This window comes from Arthrobacter terrae (genome assembly GCF_015708085.1).
Classification (GTDB): Bacteria; Actinomycetota; Actinomycetes; order Actinomycetales; family Micrococcaceae; genus Arthrobacter_M; species Arthrobacter_M terrae.
On record NZ_JADNYM010000004.1, the window covers coordinates 116949 to 142871 of the forward strand.

Below are 25923 nucleotides of genomic sequence, written 5' to 3' on the forward strand. Positions count from 1 at the left end.
AGAAGAAACTCGCAAATGTGCTACCGCAACACCAGGGGAACGACCTTGGCGACTGTGCGCTGTCCGGGATAGGCATCGAAAGAATTCGAGGGGCCCTTGGCGGCCGCGCTCGACCCAAAGAGGTCGTCGTGGATGATCTGACGGCCGTGGGCCGGTGTCCGGTTTGCGGAAAAACCAAGGAGCTCGCCCACCATTCTAGGCGGGTGGCTAACCATATGTTGCCCAATGGGACTCTGTCTGGGCAGTAAGTGGGAAGCCGAGAACATACGCGTCCGTTAGCCTCGTCAACCTCCCTACGGCACCGTGAACCGGGCTCGGACAGCTGGCAAATACGGCGTGATGGTACGGGTAGTCCGGGTAGGTGGTACCGCTGGTTTCAGGGACCCGGTACTGGCCAGAAAGCGTCGTCGTGGGTTTCTGGCCAGTGCCCGGTTGTGACCGTCACCGGTCGGGGTGGTGGTGTTCCGCCGGGGTGTTGTTGCTATTCCCAGTGGTCTTTGGCGTCGCGGGCTTCTTGGGCGTGCAGGCGGCGCATGTCGATGACGCCGACGTTTATCCTGCGGTCCCAGGTGGCGAGTCGGTTCACGATTGAATCGGCAGCATTTTTTCCGGCAGGCTCTCGATCCAGTAGCCTGGTCCGGATTGGCTGGCGATCATGGTTGGCAGGCGTTGGTCGCGGTTGACCAGGACGGTGAACAGGTCGTTCGCTGCTGTCTCATCGATGCTGATGGTGAGGAAGGCATCTAATGTGAAGCAAAAAATTGTGCGAAGTTCAGAAGTCCTGGCCCGTCGCCAGGACACGAGTAGTTAGTTTCACTTCGCATAACTCATTCCTTTTCCGCCGCAGTTTGTCTTGGCAGGATGTCAAAACCGATTTGGAGGAATAGTTATGAGACAGAACATTGACGAGGTTGCTTCCCAGGCAGACCGATTGCTAGCTGAATGGGGTTACAAGATCGGTACGATCCAGCATTACAAAACAACGTGGACAAGATCAAAGGGTGGTGTTCCGAACGAGGCATTGAGTGCTTCGACACTGACCTAGAAAACCAAGTCATCGAAGACATGGGGCTGAATGATAACCCGCTTCGCGGCTTTGAGTGTAAGTGGATGGCGTAGCTCATTGAGACCAATCGATCGCGACGAGACCCACGGCCTCGTCATTTGAGCCCCTCCTTTTCGCTGGGTCACATTCCCGCAAAGCGCATCAGGTGCGCCCGAGCGTCATTGGACCGGAAGCCTATAGGTTGAGCTGTCCGCGCCGGAGTGTTCGACGACGCCGCCGCCACTGAGCGCGGCCAAAGTCGGTTCCGTGGTCGAGATCTCTCTGTGATGGAATCCGCTCCAGCCAGAGTGCCGCGCCTCCCGCGAACAGCAGGCTTCGCAGCGCGGATGTCCAACGTACCGGCCAGCACGGCGTCCGGGATGGCAACGCGTCCACAGTCACCGCGCCTCCTGTGCGTCCCTTCCATGCGGGTCATGGCGATGGCTGCTGCGATCTGACTTTGTGCTCGCGGACACGTTCTGCAGGGATCTGATTGAACGAGTAGGACCTGCGCGGTAATGCTGCCTATGGTTATTCAAACACCAAGGTCTTTTGTGCAAGCTAGGGGGTAGTAAGTGGATGCGTTCGAAACTCGCTACCAACTGATTGACGGCTACGGTCCTTCAAGGAGGGCTTTGTCGACGGCGAGGACGGACGCATCAGGGACGGTCTCCGGCATCCAGCGAAGGAGCAGACCTCATGAGTGAGACGCAGTGGAAAGAGTTCATGAGGTACGCCGCCAGGTTCGCCGGCGCCGTCGATCTGGATGGTGAAGAACGGAATTACAAACTGGTACTGGCCGAACGGCTGAAGTCCGCCCGTCAGCTGTTCCTGGACCACAACCCGGACTGGTTCGAGCGGCTCCGTAAGGATCTTTCGTCGACTAATTTGGTTAACCAGTACTTCATGATGAAGTTCGTCGATCTGGGCAGGAGCCGCCCGGACGATTTGTGGCGTGTCCTTGAAGGGCTCTGGGGTGGGGATGCGGACGCGGTGCGGCTCGATGCCTTTGTTGAACAGTTGCGGCCGTTCAATCCTGCCCAGTTCTCTGTCGGCGGCATCGTTGGCCTCGGATCACTGCTGCTCATGTCTGAGAATCCGTGCAGCTTTCCGCCATACCGTGCGAGGGCGGTCAAGAAGTTCCTCAAACTGGTTGGCTGGGATGATCGCGGAGCAAACGGAACCCCTTCGCGCCGCTACGAATTGCTGCTCGAAGCCATGGACGAACTGCTGCGGCTCGCTCCCTTCCACGGAATCGAGTTGCGGGACCGCCTGGGCGCTCAAGGATTGATGTGGCAGGTGCTGAACGCAGAACCACCGGAGGATTGGCCGATGAATGATCAAATTGAGTTTCGGGTGTGGAGGGGGGAGACGCCGTCGACGGCTGCGGAATCGAATCCGGCGAGTAGGCCGTTCGGGCCCAACCCGGAGTTGGAAGCCGCGGCGCGCGCCATACTCGATGCCGGGCTGCTGTCGCTGTCGTCCCCGTTGGGCGGCGGCGAGACGACGTGGACCTCCGAGAACGCCGCGGAGATACTACATCGGGTGCTGGACAACTACGACGGCGGCGAGGGCAGTTTTCTGAGTAAGCTGGAAAAGCAACTCCACGGGGCATCTCCGGCGGTCATCCGGCTCACCGGTGAGCTCATCGCCCTGCAATCCTTGCCTCTGGTCAATATCACTCCATCGACCAAAAAAGCACGCGTCGAGCGGGTTCTGAGTTGGCTGGACGAAGATCAGGAAATTCCGGAGGTCATTGCTTCCGGACTGGCTGCTCGCGGGGCATTCAACGGCGGCACGGGGTTCAATATGAACCAATGGCGGCATCTGCGCTGGCTGGCCAAGTTCGTGGCCCACACACGGGAGTCAGAAGAAGCAGCTCATCAGGCCTTGCGCACGCCCGAAGCCTTCATCGACCTCACGGCCTCAACACCGGACGACGTTCCCGCCATTCGGTACACCGTGGAGTACCTTGCCTGGCCGTCCTATTGCGAACCGGTGGTCAACAAGGAGCATCGCCGGCGGATCCGCAACGCTTTCGCGCAGGAAGTAGGCGGGGCTAACGGGGACAGCGAACAGGAAATCGCCCGGGATCTTAATTCCATCCGCACGGCACAGGAGGCCGGACTTGGGCACGACGTTGAGTGGTACGACGAGCCCTTCTTCAGTCAATGGTCCGGTGCGAGGCCCAGCGGCGTGCGGGCATGGCTCGTCCGGCAGAATCAGGGTGGCATTGCCATGCTGGATTCATGGCTGGACGGTGAATTTATCTCGACCCGGGCCCAGCATCTTGGTTCGCCCGCCCCCGGGAGCGGCTACGACGAAGTTCAGGCCGCCGTCAATGGTGGTTACCAGCACATTGACTATTCTGAGCGAAAGGCCCGGGCACAGGAATATTTCCGGTTCCTGAGTCAGATGAAACCCGATGATTTTATTGTGACCGCCCATGGCGAAGACCTCTACTTGGGTGTCGTGACCGGGAGCGCTGAATATGTAGAGGTCGAATCTTCGCGTCTACGCCGCGACGTCCTTTGGCGCAAGCAGCCCATCAGGAACCTTGACCTCCCCGCACCTTTGCCGCGCCTGCTCGAAGAGCAGGGTACGGTGGTGGACCTCACCGACGCTCTGCCAACCATTAGAGGCTGGTTCGCCCAGGAACTCGAAGACGCGGACCTTCCAATCGTCGTCGTGCCACCCCTGCCGCAGCCCGCCGTCGTACCTATCTTGAGGCCAGCCTCCGACGAGCTGGCCTCTCGACTGCATCTAAATCGCGAAGATATCCAAGAGGTCATCGACCTGCTTCAAACACGTAGCCAAATTGTTTTCTACGGGCCACCGGGAACGGGGAAAACCTACCTTGCCGGCAAAATCGCAAGGTTCTTGGCTGGTGAAGAACACGGCGACCACGTCAAGACTGTCCAGTTCCACCCGTCCTATGCGTACGAGGACTTCTTCGAGGGCTACCGCCCGGCTGAGACAGAGGGAGGCGCCGTCGGGTTCAGTCTGGAGCCAGGGCCCCTGCGTCAGATTGCCGGTGAGGCATCGGCCGAGGGGAACAGGGACAAGCCGTACTTCCTCATCATCGACGAGATGAACCGCGGCAACCTCGCAAAGGTTTTTGGGGAGCTGTACTTCCTGCTGGAGTACAGGGATCAGAGCATCAGCCTGCAGTACAACCCCACGAAAACCTTTGTGCTCCCACCTAACCTTTTCATCATCGGCACCATGAACACGTCCGACCGGTCCATCGCCATGGTGGACGCGGCCATCCGTCGGCGCTTCGCCTTCGTCGAGCTCCACCCGGAGGACGGCATGATTTCCGGACTCCTCGAACGCTACCTCGCAGCCAACCACAAGCCGATGCTGCGAGCCCAGCTGCTGAACGCCCTAAACGCGGAGATCGAGGCCACCAACCGCGACCTAATGATCGGGCCTTCCTACTTCATGAAGGATCATGCCGAGACCGATCGCGGGCTGGAGCAGATCTGGAAGTACGAGCTGCTGCCGTTGCTCGAGGAGCAGTACTTTGGACGGTTGAGCCGTCAGAAAGTGCATGAAAAGTTTGGCCTGGGCGCCATGCGGAAGACCGTTGAGAGGCAGCTCGCCGCCGTCGACTTGATTGCCGCAGGGTCGGCCGACGTCGAATTTGGCGATGGGCTCAATGCGACGAAAATGAATCCGACGGACGCTGAGGACGCGTCCTTCTGATGCTGCGGCATCTGGTTCTTGACGAACTTCAATCCGACTCGGTCACGGTGGAGCTGGACGAGGAAACGATGGCCAGTCTGAGGGACACCGGACTGGTATCCGTCGCTCCGGCTCGCGGTGGCCGTTGGGTGATACTGCCCTGCGGCCCGGTAGGCGCGGTTCAGGTCGGTGAACTTCTGGTCGAGGTGAAACCCAAAGCCAAAGTTGGGCTCAGCCGATTGCTGTTCCTGCTCGGCTACGCAAGAAATCCTGGTTTCCGGCCGGACGATGTGACAGGCCTGGAGGACAAGGACCTCTTCTCGGCACTGGCCGAGTCATTGGTGCGTCAGGCCGAACGGGCCTTTAGCCAAGGAGTCCTCAACGGCTATGTCTCCGTGGATGACGCACTGAGAACTGTCCGCGGACGGATCCGGGTCGGGGATCAGATGACCCGGCGCCCCGGGATGCTGATCCCGTTAGAGGTCTCCTACGACGACTTCACTGTGGACATCCCTGAGAACCGGATCCTCCGTGGTGCGATCCGACTGATGCTGCATCTCCCACGGCTATCTGGGGATCTGCAGGCGCGGCTGGGTCATCTCGATGCCAAGCTCGACGGCGTCGCACTGCTCCGTCCGGGGAGGGCCCGGCCAGTCTGGCGGGAGACTCGGCTGAACGACCGCTACGTCCCCGCCTTGCGCCTGGCGGAAATCATCTTGCAGAACATGTCCGCCGAAGCCGGGCTGGGGAGGCAGACGGTCACTTCATTCGTCGTCAACATGGCAACGGTATTCGAGGACTTTGTCACGACCGCGCTAACGGAGGCACTGTCCAAGTATCCCGGACAGACGATGGCACAGTATGAAACCTATCTGGATGAGGAGGACGGACGCCCTAATGCTAAGCGCGTACAGATGTACGTCGATGTTGTTCACGAAATTGAGCGATTGCCGGCGCTGATATTTGACGCCAAATACAAAGCCGCATCATTCAGCGGGTATCCGAACGCAGATCACTATCAGATGCTCGCATACTGCACGGCGTTGAGGCTTCCCGTGGCGTGGCTTGTGTATGCGGGTTCCGGTCCCTCGAGGACGAGGCGGATCCGCAACTCGGAAGTATCCATCGTTGAGTTTCCGATTGACGTTTCCCAGACGCCGGAGATGCTGTTGGTGCGGGTTCAGCGGCTTGCTGACTCAGCGTTGAGATTCAGGGTAGGTTCGGCGTTAGCGGAACCGGTCTTAATGGACTGATTGTCTCTTCCGGAACGACCGAGGCTCCTTGGCGCCTGCCCTCCATAACTTTGTCCTCCGATTGAGGCAAAAAAATTCTCATCAACTAATTCACCACTTATGGTGCGTGATTGAAGTGGCTCAAGTTCGGTTCTTCCTCGTGCACCACCGCCGAAGCCAGTGACGGAATGGTGCTGGCCGCCTGCGGCGCGTGAGGTGAGCTCAGAAAGATGGCAGCCAGCACTTACTGACCACGGCAATACGCCGATAGTCCTGTTGACGCGTTGGACGTCGCCAGTGCGGTTCAAGCGGCTGCACTGTGTTCTTCCCCAGTTGTGATTTCGACAGGGATTTCATCCTTAGGAGACGCCGTGAAACACCGCAGTCCCGCAGCTCCGCTGCTTTTGCCCATCATCACGTTCGGCATCTATGCAATTGTATGGCAGGTCAAAACGAAGAACGAGATGAACAGGGCCGGGGCTGCGATTCCTTCAGCTTGGATGCTGGTCGTCCCGATAGTCAGCATCATTTGGATCTGGAAGTATGCGAGCGGCGTCGAAAAGTTCACCGGCGGCTCCATGGGTCGGCACGCTGCCTTCTGGCTTCTCCTTCTGCTTGGCGGGATTGGTGCCGCAGTCGTACAGAATCAGTTCAACGTAACTTTGGGACGACCCGAGTCTGCTATGGCCACCGTATAAACTCTGGAGTCGGCGCCGCTGTGCTCGTCGAAGCGGCCCACGGAAGCCAGCCCGGGTATTGATAGGTCTCCCTCATCGTCGACCGATGAGTCGGCGGAAAGTGCGCCGTGCAGGAACCATGGCGGCCGGTGGGGTGTTCTGCCGGTGGGGCGTGCTGCCGGGGTTCGTGCGTTGGCGTCGCCGACGAGGACATTCCCGCGGGTCCGCCGGTCAGTTTCACACCGTATGAACCGTCGTCGACAGCATCGACACCGGTCACGTCTTCCCGTGCACCGGTCCCAGCCTCATCACCAGCACGATCCACGCCGCTATCGCAGCGGCCATGTCATCGATGGTCCTGCGGTGCTTTTAATTGAATTTGGCGGCTTCGGGGCCGGAGGTCGCTGTCCTCTCCAGCGTCTAACGAACTATGGCGCACGAACTGCCCGAAGGCCCGGTCAGCAGATTTTAACCGGACCGACCAACGATGAGGCGCGGACGATGAGCTCCGGCTCCAGCGATTCAGAGTCGACGCTCCGGCCGGCCATGCGGTCAGCCAGCAGCTCCAAAGCGCGTCGGCCCATTTGGTGCATGGGTGAGCGAACTGTGGATAGCGGCACCGGCAATTCCGCGGCCAGCGGGGTGTCGTTGTAGCCGACCAGGACGACGTCGTTTGGAACCGTGAGCCGATGGTCGCGGAGGGATCCCAGGGCGCCGATGGCGGCGAAATCGTTGGTGGCGAAGATGGCGTCCGGGTAGGGTCCTGAGCGGAGTAATTCATCCGCCGCGGCCCGGCCGCCTGCGGCGTCGAAGGCGCTGTGAACGATGCGCTGCACCGGAATTTCGATGTTCGCTTCCCGGAAAACGTCGATGACGCCACGGGTGCGGTCCCGTGAAGTGGAGGTAAACGCCAGGCCGGCCAGGATGGCAACATTTCGACGGCCGATGGACAGTAGATGTTCGCCCACTAGCCGACCGCCGGCATAGTCATTTCCGGTCACCGATACGTGGGTTCCGGTGTGCCGGCTCACCAGGACGAACGGGATGCCCTGCTCGGCGATTTCGTCGAGAAAAGGATCGTTGAGGTGCGCGTCTCCGAAAATCAGCCCGCCCACCCTGCGCTCCAGCATCATCGCGGTCCTCGCCCGCCGGTTTTCATCCCTGTCCAGTGAGTTGGTCACGAACGTGGAGAGGCCGTTTTCAATCGCAGCTTCCTCGATGCCTTCGTACACGGTGGCCAGGACGTAGTCCTGTAATCGCGGCACGATCACTCCGACCAGATTCGACCTGGCGGTCCGGAGGTTGGCTGCGTAGACATTCGGGTGGTAACCGCGCTCCTTGGCCAGCTCGCGAATGCGCTGGGCGGTTTCGGCTGCCGCCCACTTTGAAGCGTCAGCGTCGACGGAGTTGAGCACGCGGGAAACTGTGGAGGCGTGGATGCCCAGTTCGTCGGCGATCATCCGCAGCGTGACAGAACGACCCCGGCGTTCGGTCACTGTGGCCTCCTTCTAAATCCGCCAAAGATGTCGGCAGTCCTGAAAAGTCTAGCGTTGCGGAGCGGGTGTTTGGATCGCGACCAACAGGAACGGCCGCGAACCCCTGTGCGGAGGGCCGACGTCAGCCCAATCGTTTGGGTGAGCTACACAAACGATTGCGTAATCGTGTGATTGGTGCTACTTTTTTGCGTAACGGGAGTCACATGTCATCCCACCGGCCCGGCCAGATTGTCGATGGCGGCGCTCGTACGGACCCGGGTATTTTCTTACGTTTTTCGAGAAAGGCATTTCCATGTCCCACGGACGCGCAGAGGTTCCGTTGCCGTCGTCAGGCTCCTCGCCCGCGGCCGCCCCCTCCAGGCCTCGGCCGAAGGGCGGGTTCCGGCCCAACTACCGGTACACGATCTTCGCCATGGTGGTGCTGATCACCGTGATCAACTACGTGGACCGCGGGGCCATTTCCTACGCGGCGAATCCCATGATTAAGGAATTCGGACTCGACAAGGCCCAGTGGGGTGAGGTCCTGGGGTACTTCGGCTACGGCTACATGGTCGGCGCCCTGTTCGGCGGCGCGCTGGCCGACCGCAAGGGTCCGCGCTGGGTGTGGACCTGGGCGGTGCTGCTGTGGTCCGTCTTCGAAATAGGCATGGCCTTTGCCGGGAACATCGGCGTCGCACTCTTCGGCGGCTCCGCACTGGTGGGCTTCGCCGTTTTCCGTATTCTTTTCGGTGTATCCGAGGGGCCCACGTTCTCCACGATCAACCGCACCATGGCCAACTGGGCCACGGTAAAGGAGCGGGGATTCGCCGCATCTCTGGGCCTGCTGGGCACCCCGCTTGGCGCCCTGCTCGCGGCCCCGATCGCTGTCTTCCTGCTCACGGTCACGGGGCAGTGGCGCTGGATGTTCATCATTCTGGGTCTGCTGGGCCTGGTCTGGCTTATTTTCTGGCGCCGGGTTTTCACCAACCTGCCCGAAGAGAACCCAAAGGTCTCGCCCGAGGAACTGAGCGTGATCCGCAGCACCGAGGGCATGCTCGCCGATGAGCGGAGCCTGTCCACCGAGGAAGAGCGCCTGCCGTGGTGGTCGTTCTTCCAGAGCCGCACCCTGGTGTTCAACGCCATCGGCTACTTCGCCTTCCAGTACGTGAACTTCATGATCCTGACCTGGACACCGAAATATCTGCAGGACGAGTTCGGCTTTAACCTGGGCTCACTGTGGTACCTCGGCATGGTTCCCTGGATCGGTGCATGCTTCACGGTCCTGCTCGGCGGCAAGATCTCCGACTGGCTGCGCCGCCGCACCGGCAGCCTCTGGATTGCGCGCAGCGGTTTCGCCGCCGGCTCGCTGCTGCTGACCACTGTGTGCTTCTGCCTCATTCCCACTGTCCACAGTGCCGGGGCGGTGCTGTTGCTGATGGCGATCGGAAACGCACTGAACTCGCTGCCTAACGCGGTCTACTGGATCGTCGTCATCGACACGGCGCCCACCCGGGCCGGCACGTTTGGTGGCATCAGCCATTTCATCACCAATATCGCGACCATCGTTGCGCCGACCCTCACCGGCTTCCTCGTGGCTTTGCATGGCTACAACTCCATGTTTATCGCAACCGGCGTCGCAACGGCGGTCGGCATGCTGGCCATGGTCTTTGTCCGGCCGGGTGTGCGGCGGGGGAAGAAGTTGACGACGGGGGCCGCTGTATGAGTGCAGGCGCGCTGTCCGGTGCCGGCCCGTTCGGCGGGTTGGGCATTGCAGAGCTGGCCCGGCGGATCCGCAGCGGCGAGAGCACCGCCGTCGAAATCACCGAGCAGGCGCTGGCCGCAGCGCACAGCGTTGGGGCAGAGCTGAATTGCTTTGTGACGGTGGACGACGACGGCGCGCGGCGGGCGGCGCAGCTCGCCGATGCGGAACTTGTCAGCGGGTTGGACCGGGGGCCGCTGCATGGAATTCCGGTGGGTGTCAAGGACATGATCGCCACCTCGGGGCTGGCCACCACAATGGGATCCCGGCACTTCGCCGGGGACACTCCCGCACAGGATGCGTCCGTGGTCAGTTCGCTGCGGACCGCCGGCGCCGTGATTCTGGGTAAGACGCAAACCCATGAATTCGCGTATGGACCTACCAGCGATCGGGCAGCCACCGGGGCCGCCCGTAATCCGCAGGACCTCTCCCGCATGACGGGCGGTTCCAGTGGAGGCTCCGCCGCGGCCGTGGCCGCCGGCCTCATTCCGCTGGCACTTGGCACCGATACCGGCGGCTCCGTGCGGATTCCCGCCGCGCTCTGCGGAGCAGTGGGGCTCCGGCCCACCCAAGGGTCCATCGACATGATCGGTGCCTTCCCGCTGTCGCCCACGATGGACGTGGTTGGACCGATCGCAGGCTCCGTTGCAGACACGGCCCTCGGCTGGTGGGCACTATCGACCCGCCCCGAGAGCTCCGGAGCCCATTGGTCACTGTGGACCGCGCCCCGGATTCCTGAGCCCGGGCGGGTCCGGGGAGTGCGCATCGGGCAACCGGTCTGCGACCTGGTCGATCGGGTGGACCAGAGCGCCCGAGGCGGCCAACAGGCCGCGGCCGATGCGCTCGCCGCATCAGGGGCGGCACTGACCGAGCTGGCGCTGCCGGAACTGGATGAAACCTCCGGCCCCTATTACGACATCCAGTCCGCGGAGGCGTATGAGATCCACGAAGAAAGGGTCCGCCGCGCGCCCGAACTGTTCGATCCGGAAGTCCTGGAGAGGCTCGAGGCCGCAGCGCGCGTGCCGGGCTGGCGGTACGTCCGGGCCCTCGACGTCCGACGGCGTTTGCGCGCGGGGATGCTGGACAAACTTGCCGCAGTGGACATAGTGCTGATGCCGACGGTCCCGCTGGAGGCTCCCGTCATCAACCAACGCGACCTGGACCCGAACACGGGGTGGAGCGGGGTCCGGGAAGCGTTGCTGGCATTGACCAGTCCGTGGAGCCTGCTCGGCTTTCCGGCCATCAGCGTCCCCGTTCCCATGGGCGGTGAAACCATGCTCGGTTCCGTCCAACTCGTGGCCAAACCCGGCCAGGAACACCTGCTGCTCGACACTGCCGCCCTGCTCGAGAACAGCCTTCCGGGGAGCCCGAAATGGGGATAGCCAAATGGGAGTGCCAGAACCGAGAGTGCCACCATCTGTGGTGGTAACCGGAACCCAACCTAGGAAAGGACCATCCATGGTCCGCAGGCTCGCCATCCTGGACGACTACCAGTGCGTTGCCGCCGGATTCGCGCCCTGGCACGAGCTCGAGGACATCGGCATTGAGACCACGTTCCTCACCGCCCATCTCGGCGGCGAGGATGCCGTCGTCGAACGCCTCCGCGGTTTCGAGATTGAAGTCGCGATGCGGGAACGTACGCCGTTTCCGCGGGATGTGCTGGAGCGCCAGCCGGACCTTCGGCTGCTGGTCACCACGGGGATGCGGAATGCGGCCATTGATCTGGGTGGCGGCGCACGAGTTGGGCATTGCCGTGAGCGGGACGGCCGGCTCACCGGTGCGTGTGCTAAGCCCTGGTAGGGAGGGCTAATGGATATAGGCTGCTCCTTTGCGTGGCGCACCTACCCAGCCGTCTACCGAAAATTGTCGCATTGTGTGCATCTCTGATACCCAGCGCGTTGACAGACTACGACGGGGGGCGTATTCCTGAGTCCAGATCAAGGAGGTCGCCCCAATGGCCACCGTCAGCGTGCGCTACATCGTCGATGATGTCGATGCCGCAATCAACTTCTATTGCGACCGTCTGGCATTCACGCTCGTCATGCATCCCGCCCCGTCCTTTGCCATGCTCGAGCGCGGGGATCTGAGGCTTCTGCTCAGCGCTCCGAGCGGCCAGGGCGGCGGAGGCCAGAGCATGCCCGACGGCAGCAGTCCCGCGCCGGGCGGCTGGAACCGATTCACGCTGGAGGTATCCAACATCGCGGCAACCGTGCAGACCCTCCGCGACGCAGGGGTGCAGTTCCGCAACGACATCGTGACGGGGGTGGGCGGCAATCAGGTACTGATCGACGACCCGTCGGGCAATCCGATCGAACTATTCGAGCCGAAGATTCCCGAGGCGCGCCTCGCGGCCTCCTGATCGGGGATTTGCCAGAAAAAGTGCCGGACCGTCGATCGACTCGGCCCAACTCAGGACCGGATGAAGAGCCATCGACCACTCCCGTGCCAGTACACAACCGTCTCGACGAGCGGTAGCAAGCCTTTTCCTACTCAAGTAGCAGTAGATGATGAAGCTCAGTATTAGCCTGCCGGATGACGACGTTTCGTTACTTGACGAATACGCCCGGACACAGGGATTGCCGTCCCGCTCTGCGGCAGTGCGACAGGCCGTCCGTCTCCTGCGGCACGTCGGGTTGGATGCTGCGTACGCCGCAGCCTGGGAAGAATGGGAGACAACTGGCGAGCAGGCTGTCTGGGACGAAGCGACAGGAGACGGGCTGACGGATGCGGCGAGGTGAGGTCCGGCTGGTCGACCTCAACCCTGTCCGGGGTGGCGAAGCGGACAAGCGGCGTCCGGCGGTCATCGTCAGCAATGATCGCGCCAATTCGACGGTGGAGCAGCTGGGTCGCGGGGTGGTGACGGTTGTCCCCATGACCAGCAACGTCAGCAGGGTATTTCCCTTCCAGATGTTGCTTCCAGTGGAAGTGACCGGGTTGCGGGTCGATTCCAAGGCGCAGGCGGAGCAGGTCCGGTCGGTGGCAGTAGAGCGGCTGGGACCTGTCCTCTGCCAACTCTCAGCGGCGACCATGCACGATGTAGATGAGGCGCTTCGGCTGCACTTGCAGCTGTAGCTTTGGGAGCGTCGGAGCCCTTTAGCAAGCGGGGGTACCCGTCCGGGCGCTCATGGCGGCGCCTGCGCTGCCCACAATGATCCTGGAAGAACTCGTCCTGTCGGTACTCGACACCGACCCGGTAGGCGGGTACCCGCGGGTGGGCTGACCGGTTAGCTCAGGAAGTCCTGGCGCTGCCGCCCCAGCCCCTCGACCTCGATCTCCAGCACGTCGCCGGCTTTCAGGTACGGGAAGCGTCCGGATAGCCCCACGCCCTCGGGTGTGCCGGTGCAGACCAGATCGCCCGGTTCCAGCACCAGGTACTGGCTGAGGTCATGGATGAGGGTGTCGACGTCGAACACCATGCCCGCCGTCGTCGAATCCTGCCGGGGTTCGCCGTTGATCCAGCTGCGCAGCCGCAGATTGCCGGCGTCCACTTCATCGGGGGTCACCAGGTAGGGGCCGGCGGGGCAGAAGCCGGCGAAGCTCTTGCCTTTGGACCACTGGCCGCCGGAGATGTTGAGCTGGAAGTCGCGTTCGGAAAGGTCGTTGACGGTGACATAGCCGGCAATGTATTCCCGGGCAGCTTCCTTGGAGTCCAGGTAGGACGCGGTCTTCCCGATGACCACCCCGAGTTCCACTTCCCAGTCGGTCTTGGTGGATCCGTGCGGAATGGTGACGGGATCATTCGGTCCTGACACCGTGTTGGGGGTTTTCAGGAAGATGATGGGCTGCTCTGGCGGCAGGGAGCCGGATTCGGCGGCATGGGCAGCGTAGTTCTGGCCGATGCCGATGACGGCGGACGGGCGGGCTATGGGGGCGCCGTAGCGGACGCCGTCGGCGGGAACTTCGGTCAGTTCGCCGGCGGCCAGAGCGGCGGCGGCCTTGGCAGGGCCACCGGTGGCGAGGAAGGCGCCGTCGATGTCCGCAGTCAGGGATTGGAGCGAAAACAGCCGCTGATCATGGACCAGGACGGGGATCTCGGCGCCACGGGGTCCGACTCGTGCGAATTTCATCTGGCTTCCTTTGGTTGCTGTCCGGCAGTCGATGGCCCACGGGGGAGCGGTTTGTCTATCCCCGCCCCACTCTTTATGGGATACCAAAGTGTAGGCCGTTGGGGTGTGCGTATTGCAAGCCGTATGGCTATTGTGTCGCGCATTAAGTCGAATCCATGGGATCGGTCCTGGATGGTTGGAAGAAAAAACCCGCGATGCAAATTCTTTTTTCAATTTTTGATTGACAGTGATCCACACCACACCGTAGGCTCACTTTTTGGGATCCCAAATCTGTACCTCACCGTCGAGGCGACGGCACCCGTACTCCGAGCTGTCAGTCCATCTAAAGGATTTCTCCAATGACTATTAATGAACCCACCGTTCAGGTTGAGGCCCAAAGGCCACCTGCCGATGAACCACTGATCAAACGCAGGCCCACGAAAATACGCTGGAAGCTCTTCGTCCTGCTCCTTGTCCTGGTCACACTGAACTATGTGGACCGCGGCTCCATTTCCGTGGCCATGCCGCTGATTCAAAAGGAATTTAACCTTTCCCCTGAAGTAATCGGCCTGCTGCTGTCGGCCTTCTTCTTCGCCTATGCGCTCATGCAGGTCCCGGCCGGCTGGCTGATCGACCGCTTCGGTGCCCGCAAGATGGTCACGGCGTCGTGTGTTGGCTGGGGCCTGGCCACCGCCGCCTGCGGGCTGGCCTGGAACTTTGCCAGCCTCTTCACCGCCCGCGCCGCCATCGGCATCACCGAGGCCGGCATCATGCCTTCCGGCGGCAAGCTGAATGCAACCTGGATGCCGCAGAAGGAACGCGGCCGCGGCGCAACCATTCTGGACGCCGGAGCACCCCTGGGTGCCGGTCTGGGCGGTCTGATCATTGCCAGCCTCATCGCGCTGACCGGCGGCTGGCGCGGTGCCTTCATCGCCGTCGGCATCGTCACCGCCGCCTTCGGTTTCGTCGCCTGGTGGTACATCCGCGACAATCCCCGGCTGCACAAGAGCGTTAACGAGGACGAACTCGCCTACATCGAGGCCAGCCATGCCGAAGAGGATGCGAAGGCGGAAGCTTCCAAGGGCGCCGGCCGGCGTGGCCTGCTGCCGTACATGAAATACCGCTCCTTCTGGTCCATGTGCTTTGGCTGGTTCGGCTTCAACGGTGTCTTTTACGGCCTGCTGACGTGGGGCCCGCTGTACCTCTCCCAGGCAAAGCACTTCAATCTCGCAGCCGTCGGCTGGGGAACCTTCGCGATCTTCGGCGCCGGCTTCGTTGGGGAACTTCTGGGCGGTTTCATCGCCGACTGGTGGCAGACCAAGGGCGCCTCCGCCAACATGGTGATGCGGACGCTGCTGGGCATTTCCAGCCTGATCGTTGTCCTCGGCCTGGTGGGTGTGACGCTCGTGTCTGATCCGCTGACCGCCGTCCTGCTCCTCTCCGCCGTCCTGTTCTTCCTGCGCTGGGTGGGCCTGTTCTGGAGCATCCCCGCACTCCTGGGCGGCCGGACCAATGCCGGCATCCTGGGCGGAGCGATGAACCTGAGCGGAAACATCAACGGATTCATCACCCCCATCGTCGTGGGACTGATCGTCGGAGCCACCGGTGGCTACACCTGGGCGCTGCTGTACTTTGTCGGCTCCGCCGTCATTATGGCCGTCTCCGTTCTGACCATGGACTACAGCCGCCGCCTCCCGGTCTAAACCAGCCGAAGCGGCGACGCCCATATCAACCCTCTTTAGTGCAGACAGGTACGTGCCATGAAGATTCTGGTCATCAACCCCAATATCAGCGAGAGCGTATCCGCGCTGATCCGCGCCGAGGCGGAGCGTGCTGCATCCCCGGGCACCGAGATCATCGTCCGTACCGCCGCGTTCGGCGTGGAATACATTGAAACCCGGGTTGAGGCGCTGCTCGCCGGCAACGCCGTGGCCCAAATCATCGCCGAGGAGGACGGCTTCGTGGACGGCGTCGTTGTGGCGGCCTTCGGGGACCCGGGAATGCCCGCGCTGAAGGAACTCGTCGATATTCCCGTCGTCGGCATCACGGGGGCGGCCATTCATACGGCGGCCCTGCAGGGAAGCCGGTTCTCCATCGTTGCCATTTCCCAGCGGATCCAGGCCTGGTACCGGGAATGCGTGGAGCGCAACGGGATGGGCAGCAGCCTCGCCTCTATCCGTTCGCTGCAGGATTCACTCGGCAGCATCGGCTCCGTCCAGGAGGATTTCAGGGACAAGCTGCTGCAGCTGGCCCACGACGTCGTCGAAAAGGACGGGGCCGACGTCGTCATTCTGGCGGGTGCACCGCTCGCCGGCCTCGCGCGGGAGATCGGCGGCCAAATCCCCGTCCCTGTGGTGGACGGTATCTCCGCGGGAGTGAAGCAGTGCGAGCTGCTGATCAGCCTCAACGGCGGTACCCACCGGAAGGGCAGCTTTGCCCGGCCGCCGCACAAGACCAACGCAGGACTCTCTGCGGACATCACCCGCACCCTTGACCGGGGCGCCAAAACCAGCGAAGAAAGTTCGGTAGCACCATGACCGTGGATCTGCTCATTACCAACGCCATCATCGTCAACGCGGACAGCACCATTGAGGGCCATATTGCTGTCAGCGGCGGCCGGATTGCCGCTCTATACGACTCCGCCACGTCCGCGGAGCTCCTGCCGGCGGCCGCCCGGACGCTGGACGCCGCCGGCCGCACCGTTATTCCCGGCGGAGTGGATTCCCACGCCCACGTGGAACAGGTGACCGGCGCCTATAAGTCCTTGGACACCTACGAAACCGCCAGTATCGCCGCACTCTGGGGAGGCACGACGACGATCATGGACTTCGGTATTCCGGCGGACTTGAGCGAAACCCCCCTCGCGGCCGCAGAGAACAAGATACGGCTCGCCGAAGTCTCGCGCTGTGACGTGGCCCTGCACGGAGCCGTGATCGACTGGGACGAGACCGTCCCAGCCCAGTTGGACCGGCTGGCGGAACTCGGCATCCGCTCCGTCAAGATGTACACCACCAACCGCGGCTCCACCATGGCCAACGGTGACACCATCGTGAAGGTGATGCGGGAAATGGTGCGCTTGGACGGTCTCACCTACATCCACGCCGAACACGATCCGATCATTGTCGACTGCCTGGCGCAGCATGGCATTAATGAACACGGTGTCGCGGGGCCGGTTCCCGCCGGACGCCTGCACCATACCCGCCCGGAACTGGCGGAAGCGGCCTCCGTAGCCGAGGTCCTTTCGATGGCCGAATACACCGGGGCGCCCGTCTACTTTGTCCATCAGACCATTCCGGAGGCCGTTGCCTTGGTCCAGGACGCCCGGTCCCGCGGGCTGGAGGCCTACTCCGAGACGTGCCCGCACTACCTCACCTTGGATGAAGAGGTCTACGCGTCCGAATTCCCGGAAAGTTTTTCCTGCTGCCCGCCTATCCGCAGCCGTGAAACAGTCATGGCCCTGCTGGAGCGGGTGAGGGCGGGGGAAGTGCACACCATTTCCTCGGACCATTCCTGCTACGACCTGACGCAGAAGCAGTCCCGGAGCGAGGACGTGCGGTTCATGCCGCACGGTCTGCCGGGCATCGAAACACGGATGCCGGTGGCCTTCACCACGCTGGTGGTGGAGCAGGGCATGGCCGTCCAGCAGTTCGTTGAGCTTTTCGCCGCCGCGCCGGCGCGGATCAATACGTTGCCCGGCAAGGGCATTATCGCGCCCGGTTACGACGCGGACCTGGTCATCTTCGATCCGGAAGAAGTGCGGACTGTGGATGGCACAGCGCTGCACATGGGGACCGATTTTTCCCCGTTTGACGGGATGGAACTGGCCGGCTGGCCCGCCACCGTGGTCATGGGTGGGCGGGTGGTGCTGGATGGCGGTGAATTCACCGATCCGGGACCCACCGGCCGCTTCCTGAATCGCTATGACACAGGCAAAACTGCCGCTTTGGCCGGAAAGGCTCTCTAATGTCCACACGCCCCATACGAATCGGCATGATCGTACCGTCCTCCAACACCTGCCTGGAACCGCAGACCTACCGGATCCTTGGCGACCGAACTGACGTCACCGTCCATTCCACCCGGATCGGCGTCACGCGCATCGCCCTGGATTCCGGTTCCAACCAGCAGTTCGACTTCCGGACCATGCTGGACGCGGCCGAGCTGCTCAAAACCGCCGAGGTGGATGTGCTGGCGTGGAACGGCACCGCCGGTTCCTGGCTGGGAGCGGACCACGATAGGGAAATGGTCCGGCAGATTACTGCGGCCACTGGCATACCGGCAACGACGTCCACGCTGGCGTACCTGGATGCCTTTGCGGCCTTCGGGATCTCCCGGATAGGGCTGGTCACCCCCTACACCCAGGACGTCAACGATGCCGTGATCACCAGTTACCGCAGGGAAGGCATTTCCATCGTCGGCGAGAGGCACTTGGGCCTGAGCGTCAACGAATCCTTCGCCCGGGTTGATCCGGCCGAGCTGTTGGCACCGTCGAAGGAACTCCTCAGCGACGCCGGCGCCCAGCCGCAGGCGCTGATCTACCTGTGCACGAATCTTTACGGCGCACCCGTCGTTGCCCAGATGGAAAGTGACCACGGTGTTCCGGTCCTGGATTCCGTTGCCGTGACCCTATGGAAGTGCCTTTCCATGGCGGGGGCAGCCGGCCTGGATCCGCAGTGGGGGCGCCTGCTGTCGTGATCACACCCTCCCGGCGTACTCATCCACACGCGGCAGCACTGGACATGGCTAACATAAAGAGCAAAGGACACATCACTACATCGGTACGCCAGGACAGGACAGTTTTGCCATCTTTGAGCGAAGGCACCCTCCGCGAACAGCCGCTACGCGAAACCGTCCGGGACCAGATCCGGCAGCGGATCTACAATGGCCGGTACGCACCCGGCATCCGGCTGATCGAACGCGATCTTGCCGCGGAGTTCGATGTCTCCCGGCTGCCCGTCCGGGAAGCACTGCGGATGCTCCGCGAGGAAGGCCTGGTAACCGAACGGCCCACCCGTGGCCTCGTGGTGCGGGAACTGACGCGCGCTGACGTGGAAGAGCTTTTCGACGTCCGTGAAGCACTGGAAGGCATGAGCTGCCGCCTTGCAGCCCAACGGGCCACCGACATGGACCTGTCGGCCCTGAAGCAGATCCTGGACCAAGCGAAGGAAGCCACCGCGCGCAAGGACGTCGGCGCCGCCCGGGAAGCCAACGGCAAATTCCACGACGAAATCCCACGCCTGGCACACAACGAACTGCTCCGCAATATCCTGGAACCCCTCCACGGTCGCCTGCAATGGCTCTTCCGCCAGACGGACGATCTGGAACTGCTCTGCAGCGAGCACGAGCAGTTGCTGGACGCCATCGCCTCCGGGGATGCCGATTTGGCAGCCAGGGTAGCCGAGCAACACGTGCGCTCCAGCCGGCACCGGACCCTGCACGCGTTGTTTCAGCGGGCGCAGTAGCAGCGCCGTCGATAGGCGTCGGAGCGTTGTAGCCTGGCTGGGCGGTGGGCGCAAATGACTGGGACATGATGGTCTCCTTCGGGTGCCGTCTCCATGGAGAATTTTTGTAGATCCGTAATTGTCCCTGCCGGGCGGTACGTTGTCCCCATGGATAACCAACAGCAGGCGCGGCCGACGGTCCGGGCGGCGCGGATCCGGAAGTGTCCGTTGTGTGGTCATGAAAGCTGGCGTCTGGCGTACGGAGAGATCATGCCCAACGAACAGGCCCTGATGCCGCCCAACACCGTCTTTGCCGGCTGCTGCCTGGACATGGTGCAGCGGACCAATGCGGTTACGGGGGAGCCCGAAATGGGGATAGCCAGGTGGCAGTGCCAGAACCCTGAGTGCCGCCATCTGTGGTGGTAATGGGAACCCAACCTAGGAAAGGACCATCCATGGTCCGCAGGCTCGCCATCTTGGACGATTACCAGTGCGTTGCCGCCGGATTCGCGCCCTGGCGTGAGCTCGAGGACCTCGGCATAGAGCCCACTTTCTTTACCGAGTACCTCGGCGGAGAGGACGCCGTCGTCGAACGCCTCCGCGGTTTCGAGATCGTTGTCGCGATGCGCGAACGGACGCGATTCCCGCGGACGGTGCTGGAGCGCCTGCCCGGCCTGCAGTTGCTGGTCACCACGGGGATGCGGAATGCCGCCATTGACCTGGCGGCGGCGGACGAACTGGGCATCGCCGTTAGCGGGACCGCCGGTTCCGCCGGCGCCGCGGCCGAGCTGAGTTGGGCGCTGCTGATGGCCACGGTCCGTGGCATTCCGGCGCAGGACGCCTCGCTCCGGGCTGGTGGCTGGCAGCTGCTGCCGGGCATCGAGCTGGCCGGCCGCACGCTTGGCATTTTGGGTCTTGGCCGGATAGGCCGGGCGATGGCCGGCTACGCGCACGCCTTCGGGATGGATGTGCTGGCCTGGAGCCCGCACATGACGGCCGAGCGGGCGGCCGGGGCCGGAGTGCAGGCGGTGGACCGGCAGGAACTCTTCGATCGCTCCGACATTGTCAGCGTTCACCTGCGCCTCTCCGGCGAATACCGCGGCATTGTAAGCGCGGATGAATTGCGCCGGCTGGGCCCGCACGGCTACCTAATCAACACTGCCCGCGGCCCGCTGGTGGACGAAGCGGGGCTGGTTGCCGCCCTGGAGCAGGGGCTGATCGCCGGCGCCGGGTTGGATGTCTACGACCGGGAACCGCTGCCGCCCGGATCGGCGCTGCTCCAGGCGCCGCGCACGGTGCTCACCCCGCACATCGGCTACGTCACCGAGGAGGCCTACCGGATCTTTTACGGCGAGGCGTACGACGACGTCCGGGCCTGGGCGGCCGGCACACCGCTGCGTGTGCTCACCTGACGCCGAATCTTCCCCGGTGATCCACCTAAGACCCGAGATAGTCGCGGGGTTCCCACTGACGACCATCGGCAGGGTGGTCTACGGAGACGATGCGGGCATGCAGGTTTGTGCCGGGGAAGTATGTGGGAAGGCGGGCGGATATTGACTGTACAGGACGACTTCGGGGCTCGATGCCTAAGTCGACGCGTTGACTCCGGAACGGCCTTCCACGAGTCGCTCATTCCGTAGGATTTCACAAGGCAGGGGGGCGCCGCTCCGGAGGGCAGCGCCCCCCACTGTCATCTACTTGGAACTCGTGGAGCTCCCCGAGCAGGAGGCCATCGCCGCATTGCCCGTGCCACTGTTCTTGGTAATGCTCTTGCCATCCACCAGGATCTCGCAGGTCACGGTGCTCGGAGTGCTGATGTTACCGGTGACGCTCAGGGTGCTGAAATCAAAACCCTTTGCGGTGAGGTCCTTCTTCCAATCCGCCGTGATGTCCTCCGAGGACATTCCACTGGCGGCCGTGTAGGAGACATGCGCCGGACCCGTCGTGGTTACAACGTACTCGATTTGATGTTCTTTATTCAGCGAGTCGCTAACACTGGTGGCCGCCGTGGCCACTACCGCAGTGACGATGATGGCGATAATAACTGCCACCACGCCTAAGACGAGCCCAGCCACCGAGGTACCTTTTTTTGCGAACTTGCGGGTCAGGCCGACAATTGCGAAGATGACGGCCAGAGGCCCCAGCACGAATGCAAGGAAGCCAACAATGGGGATGATTGAGAAAACGACGGCCACGATGCCCAAGATCAGGGCAGTGAGGCCGAATGCGTTCCCCTTGGCAGGTGCCGGCGGAATGTTGGCCGGTGGCGCGGACTGGTAAACCGGGGCAGTTGGTTCTGACATGCTGATGTTCCTATCGGTTGCGAGTAAATACAGTCACCAGCTCCCCGAACATTGCGCGCACAATACCTTTGTTACGCCAAGACGGGGATCTGCCGGTGGCTTTTAAGCCAAAGGGCGCCCCCGACAAAGTGTAGGAGAACGGGCCCGGGGTGATCACAGGATCGTCCCCCTATTACCATCGGCCGCTAATACGCATTTGTAATGACAAGCTAACCGTGCCGGTTCGTTATTTGCCGTTCGAAGACGTCCGGGCCTGGGCGACCGGCTCACCGGCGCGCCTGCTCACCCACAGCGTGGAGCGGTAGTGGATACCCGCAAGCTCAAGTACGTTCTCGCCGCCATCGACCACGACGTCGTCAGCCACTCCAGGCGCCGATAGGCCAATGGCGAGACCTCGCAGATGATCTCCGGCAGGACGAAGATGGCGGCCGATGTGTCCGCCAATGACGGGGCGAGGAACCGCGCCAGAGCGGCGACGACGAAGCAAACGGTTCCGAGCATGAGCAGGAATGAGAGCCATCTGCGGAACAGGGTTGATCGGTAACCGAGCAGCCCAAGGGCGAACAGTCACGACCAAGTGAACTGGGCGATCAGGTAGCCGTAGTGTTGCAGGTCCATCAGGAGCAGGACCAGCGCGTGGGAGCCGTCCGCTCCCAATGCGGTGACGTAGGAACTTTGCGTCGCTCAATTGAACTGGGGTCGCGAGGCTCTCGGCCCTGCTGCACCGTGATTCAGGTGAAGAGGGCATCGCGCCGGACGGCGGCTTCCAGAAGGTCCGCCTACTGCCGGGGGCCGCCTTCAAAAACGGGGCGTTTGGAGGGTCCGTCGTCAGCCCCGGTCTGAGCTCACACGGACGTCAACTGGCAATCAAACCGCGTGTGGTTCGACCCCAAAATCGATTATCCAGAGAACCGCGGCTAGCTAGATCGAGATCGATAGCGGCTGGCCGCCGGCTTTATCACCTCGAATTGTGTAGGAGTCGAAGTCGAGCCTGGTGTAGGTCCTGAGCATGCTGATCGGGACGTCATCTTCCGATTCGACGAAGTGTTTGTCGACAATGATCCCCTTCTCGTCGTTCCATAGGTCGACGATCTGGTCGGCGGCCTTGTTCGCGTCGGCCCACGCCGAAGGGTCGGCGGCCACGTCTTGGAGGATAGTGAACAGCAAGGTGACTGTATAGACCTCGTCGTCTTTGAGCTCCGCGTCTGCCACGTCGATGTACACTCCCGACAGGCTTGAGCCAAGCCGCTTTAGGATATTGTTGACGCGTTTGGATGACGGCTGGCGGCGGTTGTTGAACGCATCCGGGAAGAATGGCCGGGAGTACCGGCTGCCCAACCACTGAGCGAACGTGCGGGCCGACTTCTTGTCCAGGCCCCCGGCAGGCGTAACGTTTCACGTTGGCCCGGTGCCCGTCGCTCACTTATGGTCCCGCCATAGCGGAAACGATCGGCGGGAACTTCCACTACTAGCCAGGGCCAGCTGAGCGGCTATCGTTACAGGCGCTGTTATGGGAATGGTCGGGATGTTCAAAGGTTCCTGTAGACCCCTCGTCCAAGGCATCCTTGGCGGGAAAATAGCCCTCGTACTCGTCCAAATGCTGCGTTAGTACACCATGGTCAGTGTTGATCCAGGCGGATGTTCATCTGCAGCCTGTGGTTATTCCAGGAAGTTGCCCAAAGCGCATTTGGCCTCATCCTACGGTTTCTGCATCCCCCTTTCTTCACGCTGCTCAGGATCAGCCGCAACCCTTGACAACGCACACCGAAGCAGGTTGACTGACGGCTACTAAATCGATTTAGTGAATTCAGTCACAACAGTAGCGCCCGAGGTAGGTGAGAAATTAGTGGCAGTCACGATCAGCGACGTCGCAAGTGCGGCGGGGGTGAGCAGAGGTGCGGTCTCCCTCGCCCTCAACGGCCATGCGGGCGTGGGGGACCAAACCCGGCAGCGGATTCTTGAAACCGCAAAGGCGTTGGGCTGGACGCCGAACCTGCGTGCCAAGAGCCTGAGGTCAGCGAAGGCGTACGCCGTGGGTCTAGTGATTGCCCGCGAGGCTAAGTTGTTGGGCTCGGATCCGTTCTTCCCGTCGTTCATCGCCGGAGTCGAGGTGACGTTGGAAAAGCATGACTACACACTGGTGCTGACGGTCGCCACCGAGCCGGGGGCTGAGGAGCGCAGTTACCGCAGGCTTGCCGACGGGGGCAGGGTGGACGGGGTGATCCTCAGCGACGTGCGCCATGACGATTCGCGCATCGCCTTACTCCGCGGGCTAGGGCTGCCGGCAGTGACGCTGAACCGACCGGATACACCATCGCCATTTCCCGCGGTCTGCATGGACGACGCCGTCGGCATCACCGCCGCCGTCGAGCATCTCATTTCACTCGGTCACACACGCATCGGACACGTTGGTGGGGAGCAGGTTTACCTGCACGGCCGCAGCCGACGCCGGGCCTGGCAAAGCGCGCTGACCGCAGCGGGGCTGGGGACGGACCTGTTCGCGGAGGCGGACTTTACGGCACCCGGCGGCGTTGCTGCGACCGCAAGGCTGCTGGCGCGCAAGGACAGGCCCACAGCAATCGTCTACGCCAACGATCTGATGGCCACAGCTGGGCAGTCCTACGCTCAGGCGCACGGAATGAATGTGCCCGGAGACTTGTCCATCACAGGCTATGACAATGCGCAGTTCGCGCGGTATCTAAATCCGCCGCTGACCACAATCGCTGCGGATCCGCTGGCATGGGGGCGGCTGGCCGCCGCCATGCTGCTGGGTCAGGTGAGTGGAACGCACGACGGCGGCGACTTGATTCTCGGCCCGCCGCGCCTTGTGGTGCGGAGCTCCACCGGGGAGGTACCGAAGCACGCGGTACCTGCCGTCGCCGTCGACCGCTACGAGGACCTTTCGACAGCAGAACTTAGCCAGGAATCAATCCATTGTCAGGAGAAGCAATGAAGCGCACCACAAGTAGTGTCCGGATACTGTCCATGGCGGCAATCGCCGTCCTGGCTGCAGGGTTGGCAGCCTGCGGTAGCGGGGGCGGCGGCGGTAACGCCTCCGCGGCCCTTACGGCCAAGGGCCCGATCAAAATCTGGTACTCAAACAACGAGTATGAGGTCAAATGGGGCAAGGAGATGGTGGCTTCCTGGAACGAGGCCCATCCGGATCAAAAAATCGATGCGCAGGAGATCCCGGCCGGAAAGAGTTCCGAAGAAACAATCGGCGCTGCCATCACAGCGGGCAACGCGCCGTGCCTGGTCTTTAACACCGCACCGGTGGCCGTGCCGCAGTTTCAGAAGCAGGGCGGGCTTGTGGCCCTGGATTCTTTCCCGGACGGCGTTCAGTACGTCAAGGACCGCACCGGAGACTTGGCCGACCAATACAAATCGGCGGACGGGAAGCTCTACCAACTGCCGTGGAAGTCCAACCCGGTGGTGCTGTTCTACAACAAGGACCTGTTCACCAAGGCGGGCCTGGATCCGGAGAACCCCAAGCTGGGTACGGAGTCCGAGTTACTGGACACGGCCCGCACGCTGGTGAACTCCGGAGCCGCCCAAAAGGCCATCTGGCCATCGCCGGCAGGGGATTATTTTCAGTCCTGGTTCGATTTCTATCCGTTCTACGCTGCCAATAGCAAGGGAACTCAGCTGATCGAAGACGGCAAGGCGACCTTTGACGACAGCCAGGGCAAGCAGGTCGCAGCCATGTTCGCGACGCTGTACAAGGAGAACCTGGCCTCCAAGGAGGTCTATCAGGGCGATTCCTTCGCCGAGGGCAAATCCGCGATGGCGCTCGCCGGCCCTTGGGCCATAGCGTCCTACAAGGACAAGGTGAACTGGGGGACCGTGCCGATTCCGGGGACGCAAAAGCAGGATAAGTCCTATACCTTCTCTGACGCGAAGAACGTGGGGTTATACTCCGCCTGCAAGAACCAGGCCACGGCGTGGGAGGTGCTGAAATTCGCCACCAGCAAGGATGAGGACGGCAAGCTGCTCTCCGAAACCGGCCAGATGCCAATGCGCAAGGATCTACCCACCACATATGCGGACTATTTCGCCGCAAATCCGCTGTACAAGGACTTCGCAGACCAAGCTAGCCGGACCGTGGAAGTTCCCAATGTGACCAACTCGGTGCAGATTTGGCAGACGTTCCGCGATGCCTGGAACAAGTCAGTAATTTTCGCCAACCAAAGCATTGACGACGCGTTCAAGGCAGCGGCGGACAAGATCAATCAACTCGCGGCGCAGAAGTAAAGGGTGATTG

Annotated in this window: 25 protein-coding genes; 18 read left to right on the forward strand and 7 right to left on the reverse strand. The window is 62.2% G+C overall.

Translation table 11 applies throughout. From position 1 onward, the window contains the following. Window positions 1–20: 20 nt before the first annotated feature. Both IV500_RS03795 and IV500_RS03800 read right to left on the reverse strand, forming a co-directional pair. Window positions 21–194, reverse strand: a complete 174-nt coding sequence (locus IV500_RS03795) for a hypothetical protein (protein ID WP_196395488.1) — start codon at window positions 192–194, stop codon at window positions 21–23. 388 nt (window positions 195–582) lie between these two features. After that, the gene (locus tag IV500_RS03800) at window positions 583–801 is read right to left on the reverse strand and encodes an ATP-binding protein (RefSeq protein ID WP_196395489.1); all 219 of its coding nucleotides are present in this window, start codon (window positions 799–801) and stop codon (window positions 583–585) included. Window positions 802–1744: 943 nt separating this feature from the next. Between IV500_RS03800 and IV500_RS03805 the strand changes: the two genes are divergently transcribed. From IV500_RS03805 to IV500_RS03815, 3 genes are all read left to right on the forward strand, one after another. Beyond that, entirely contained in the window at window positions 1745–4753 is a 3009-nt protein-coding gene (locus IV500_RS03805) for an McrB family protein (protein WP_196395490.1), read from the forward strand. Further along, complete coding sequence (locus IV500_RS03810; protein ID WP_196395491.1) at window positions 4753–5985, forward strand: McrC family protein; 1233 nt, start codon at window positions 4753–4755, stop codon at window positions 5983–5985. Before IV500_RS03805 ends, IV500_RS03810 begins: the two co-directional genes overlap by 1 nt. Before the next feature lie 350 nt (window positions 5986–6335). Further along, window positions 6336–6662: a DUF4234 domain-containing protein gene (locus tag IV500_RS03815; protein ID WP_196395492.1), complete on the forward strand. Its 327-nt coding sequence runs from the start codon at window positions 6336–6338 to the stop codon at window positions 6660–6662. Window positions 6663–7099: 437 nt separating this feature from the next. Here IV500_RS03815 and IV500_RS03820 read toward each other — a convergent pair whose 3' ends face one another. Then, window positions 7100–8137, reverse strand: coding sequence for a LacI family DNA-binding transcriptional regulator (locus tag IV500_RS03820; RefSeq protein WP_312875819.1), 1038 nt, complete (start codon window positions 8135–8137; stop codon window positions 7100–7102). A 292-nt stretch (window positions 8138–8429) separates the two neighbouring features. Between IV500_RS03820 and IV500_RS03825 the strand changes: the two genes are divergently transcribed. The 6 genes from IV500_RS03825 (at window position 8430) to IV500_RS03850 (ending at window position 12947) form a co-directional block, all read left to right on the forward strand. After that, entirely contained in the window at window positions 8430–9839 is a 1410-nt protein-coding gene (locus IV500_RS03825; protein WP_230854432.1) for an MFS transporter, read from the forward strand. After that, entirely contained in the window at window positions 9836–11257 is a 1422-nt protein-coding gene (locus tag IV500_RS03830; protein ID WP_196395493.1) for an amidase, read from the forward strand. The genes IV500_RS03825 and IV500_RS03830 overlap by 4 nt, the downstream gene beginning before the upstream one ends. A 76-nt stretch (window positions 11258–11333) precedes the next feature. Next, on the forward strand, window positions 11334–11675 hold the full coding sequence (locus IV500_RS03835; RefSeq protein WP_196395494.1) for a Rossmann-fold NAD(P)-binding domain-containing protein: 342 nt from the start codon (window positions 11334–11336) through the stop codon (window positions 11673–11675). A gap of 154 nt (window positions 11676–11829) precedes the next feature. Next, a complete protein-coding gene (locus IV500_RS03840) occupies window positions 11830–12234 on the forward strand; it encodes a VOC family protein (RefSeq protein ID WP_196395495.1) in 405 nt (134 codons plus the stop codon). Window positions 12235–12379: 145 nt separating this feature from the next. Then, the gene (locus IV500_RS03845) at window positions 12380–12613 is read left to right on the forward strand and encodes a ribbon-helix-helix domain-containing protein (RefSeq protein ID WP_230854433.1); all 234 of its coding nucleotides are present in this window, start codon (window positions 12380–12382) and stop codon (window positions 12611–12613) included. After that, complete coding sequence (locus IV500_RS03850; RefSeq protein ID WP_196395496.1) at window positions 12600–12947, forward strand: type II toxin-antitoxin system PemK/MazF family toxin; 348 nt, start codon at window positions 12600–12602, stop codon at window positions 12945–12947. The genes IV500_RS03845 and IV500_RS03850 overlap by 14 nt, the downstream gene beginning before the upstream one ends. Window positions 12948–13099: 152 nt before the next feature. On the opposite strand, the gene IV500_RS03855 is transcribed toward IV500_RS03850, so the two are convergent. Continuing rightward, entirely contained in the window at window positions 13100–13942 is an 843-nt protein-coding gene (locus IV500_RS03855; RefSeq protein WP_196395497.1) for a fumarylacetoacetate hydrolase family protein, read from the reverse strand. A gap of 338 nt (window positions 13943–14280) precedes the next feature. Between IV500_RS03855 and IV500_RS03860 the strand changes: the two genes are divergently transcribed. From IV500_RS03860 to IV500_RS03890, 7 genes are all read left to right on the forward strand, one after another. Next, window positions 14281–15624, forward strand: a complete 1344-nt coding sequence (locus IV500_RS03860) for an MFS transporter (RefSeq protein WP_196395498.1) — start codon at window positions 14281–14283, stop codon at window positions 15622–15624. Between the two features lie 57 nt (window positions 15625–15681). After that, window positions 15682–16458 carry an aspartate/glutamate racemase family protein gene (locus IV500_RS03865; RefSeq protein ID WP_196395499.1) on the forward strand — a complete coding sequence of 259 codons (777 nt, stop codon included), beginning with the start codon at window positions 15682–15684 and terminating at the stop codon, window positions 16456–16458. Then, entirely contained in the window at window positions 16455–17885 is a 1431-nt protein-coding gene (locus tag IV500_RS03870; protein ID WP_196395500.1) for an amidohydrolase family protein, read from the forward strand. Before IV500_RS03865 ends, IV500_RS03870 begins: the two co-directional genes overlap by 4 nt. Further along, window positions 17885–18613, forward strand: coding sequence for a maleate cis-trans isomerase family protein (locus tag IV500_RS03875; RefSeq protein WP_230854434.1), 729 nt, complete (start codon window positions 17885–17887; stop codon window positions 18611–18613). The genes IV500_RS03870 and IV500_RS03875 overlap by 1 nt, the downstream gene beginning before the upstream one ends. 113 nt (window positions 18614–18726) lie before the next feature. Further along, window positions 18727–19380, forward strand: a complete 654-nt coding sequence (locus tag IV500_RS03880) for a GntR family transcriptional regulator (RefSeq protein ID WP_230854435.1) — start codon at window positions 18727–18729, stop codon at window positions 19378–19380. Between the two features lie 147 nt (window positions 19381–19527). Continuing rightward, window positions 19528–19785, forward strand: a complete 258-nt coding sequence (locus tag IV500_RS03885) for a hypothetical protein (RefSeq protein ID WP_196395502.1) — start codon at window positions 19528–19530, stop codon at window positions 19783–19785. Between the two features lie 29 nt (window positions 19786–19814). Continuing rightward, window positions 19815–20771 (forward strand): D-2-hydroxyacid dehydrogenase family protein, encoded by a 957-nt coding sequence (locus tag IV500_RS03890; RefSeq protein WP_196395503.1) that lies wholly within the window; start codon window positions 19815–19817, stop codon window positions 20769–20771. Between the two features lie 282 nt (window positions 20772–21053). Here IV500_RS03890 and IV500_RS03895 read toward each other — a convergent pair whose 3' ends face one another. The 3 genes from IV500_RS03895 to IV500_RS03905 form a co-directional block, all read right to left on the reverse strand. Then, a complete protein-coding gene (locus IV500_RS03895; RefSeq protein ID WP_196395504.1) occupies window positions 21054–21662 on the reverse strand; it encodes a hypothetical protein in 609 nt (202 codons plus the stop codon). Window positions 21663–21944: 282 nt separating this feature from the next. Further along, window positions 21945–22229, reverse strand: coding sequence for a DUF4386 family protein (locus IV500_RS03900; RefSeq protein WP_196395563.1), 285 nt, complete (start codon window positions 22227–22229; stop codon window positions 21945–21947). A gap of 354 nt (window positions 22230–22583) precedes the next feature. Continuing rightward, entirely contained in the window at window positions 22584–23000 is a 417-nt protein-coding gene (locus IV500_RS03905) for a hypothetical protein (protein ID WP_230854436.1), read from the reverse strand. Between the two features lie 463 nt (window positions 23001–23463). On the opposite strand from IV500_RS03905, the gene IV500_RS03910 reads away from it, so the two are divergent. After that, window positions 23464–24615 carry a LacI family DNA-binding transcriptional regulator gene (locus tag IV500_RS03910; protein ID WP_312875821.1) on the forward strand — a complete coding sequence of 384 codons (1152 nt, stop codon included), beginning with the start codon at window positions 23464–23466 and terminating at the stop codon, window positions 24613–24615. Continuing rightward, window positions 24612–25913, forward strand: a complete 1302-nt coding sequence (locus tag IV500_RS03915) for an ABC transporter substrate-binding protein (protein ID WP_196395506.1) — start codon at window positions 24612–24614, stop codon at window positions 25911–25913. The genes IV500_RS03910 and IV500_RS03915 overlap by 4 nt, the downstream gene beginning before the upstream one ends. Window positions 25914–25923 lie beyond the last annotated feature (10 nt).

Coding starts and splice junctions, on each gene's coding strand:
- IV500_RS03850 (WP_196395496.1), top strand. CDS start 12,600: ATGCGGCGAGGTGAGGTCCGGCTGGTCGACCTCAACCCTGTCCGGGGT.
- IV500_RS03885 (WP_196395502.1), top strand. CDS start 19,528: ATGGATAACCAACAGCAGGCGCGGCCGACGGTCCGGGCGGCGCGGATC.
- IV500_RS03795 (WP_196395488.1), bottom strand. CDS start 194: ATGGTGGGCGAGCTCCTTGGTTTTTCCGCAAACCGGACACCGGCCCAC.
- IV500_RS03805 (WP_196395490.1), top strand. CDS start 1,745: ATGAGTGAGACGCAGTGGAAAGAGTTCATGAGGTACGCCGCCAGGTTC.
- IV500_RS03870 (WP_196395500.1), top strand. CDS start 16,455: ATGACCGTGGATCTGCTCATTACCAACGCCATCATCGTCAACGCGGAC.
- IV500_RS03810 (WP_196395491.1), top strand. CDS start 4,753: ATGCTGCGGCATCTGGTTCTTGACGAACTTCAATCCGACTCGGTCACG.
- IV500_RS03875 (WP_230854434.1), top strand. CDS start 17,885: ATGTCCACACGCCCCATACGAATCGGCATGATCGTACCGTCCTCCAAC.
- IV500_RS03915 (WP_196395506.1), top strand. CDS start 24,612: ATGAAGCGCACCACAAGTAGTGTCCGGATACTGTCCATGGCGGCAATC.
- IV500_RS03830 (WP_196395493.1), top strand. CDS start 9,836: ATGAGTGCAGGCGCGCTGTCCGGTGCCGGCCCGTTCGGCGGGTTGGGC.
- IV500_RS03860 (WP_196395498.1), top strand. CDS start 14,281: ATGACTATTAATGAACCCACCGTTCAGGTTGAGGCCCAAAGGCCACCT.
- IV500_RS03845 (WP_230854433.1), top strand. CDS start 12,380: ATGATGAAGCTCAGTATTAGCCTGCCGGATGACGACGTTTCGTTACTT.
- IV500_RS03855 (WP_196395497.1), bottom strand. CDS start 13,942: ATGAAATTCGCACGAGTCGGACCCCGTGGCGCCGAGATCCCCGTCCTG.
- IV500_RS03835 (WP_196395494.1), top strand. CDS start 11,334: ATGGTCCGCAGGCTCGCCATCCTGGACGACTACCAGTGCGTTGCCGCC.
- IV500_RS03840 (WP_196395495.1), top strand. CDS start 11,830: ATGGCCACCGTCAGCGTGCGCTACATCGTCGATGATGTCGATGCCGCA.
- IV500_RS03895 (WP_196395504.1), bottom strand. CDS start 21,662: ATGTCAGAACCAACTGCCCCGGTTTACCAGTCCGCGCCACCGGCCAAC.
- IV500_RS03865 (WP_196395499.1), top strand. CDS start 15,682: ATGAAGATTCTGGTCATCAACCCCAATATCAGCGAGAGCGTATCCGCG.
- IV500_RS03825 (WP_230854432.1), top strand. CDS start 8,430: ATGTCCCACGGACGCGCAGAGGTTCCGTTGCCGTCGTCAGGCTCCTCG.
- IV500_RS03890 (WP_196395503.1), top strand. CDS start 19,815: ATGGTCCGCAGGCTCGCCATCTTGGACGATTACCAGTGCGTTGCCGCC.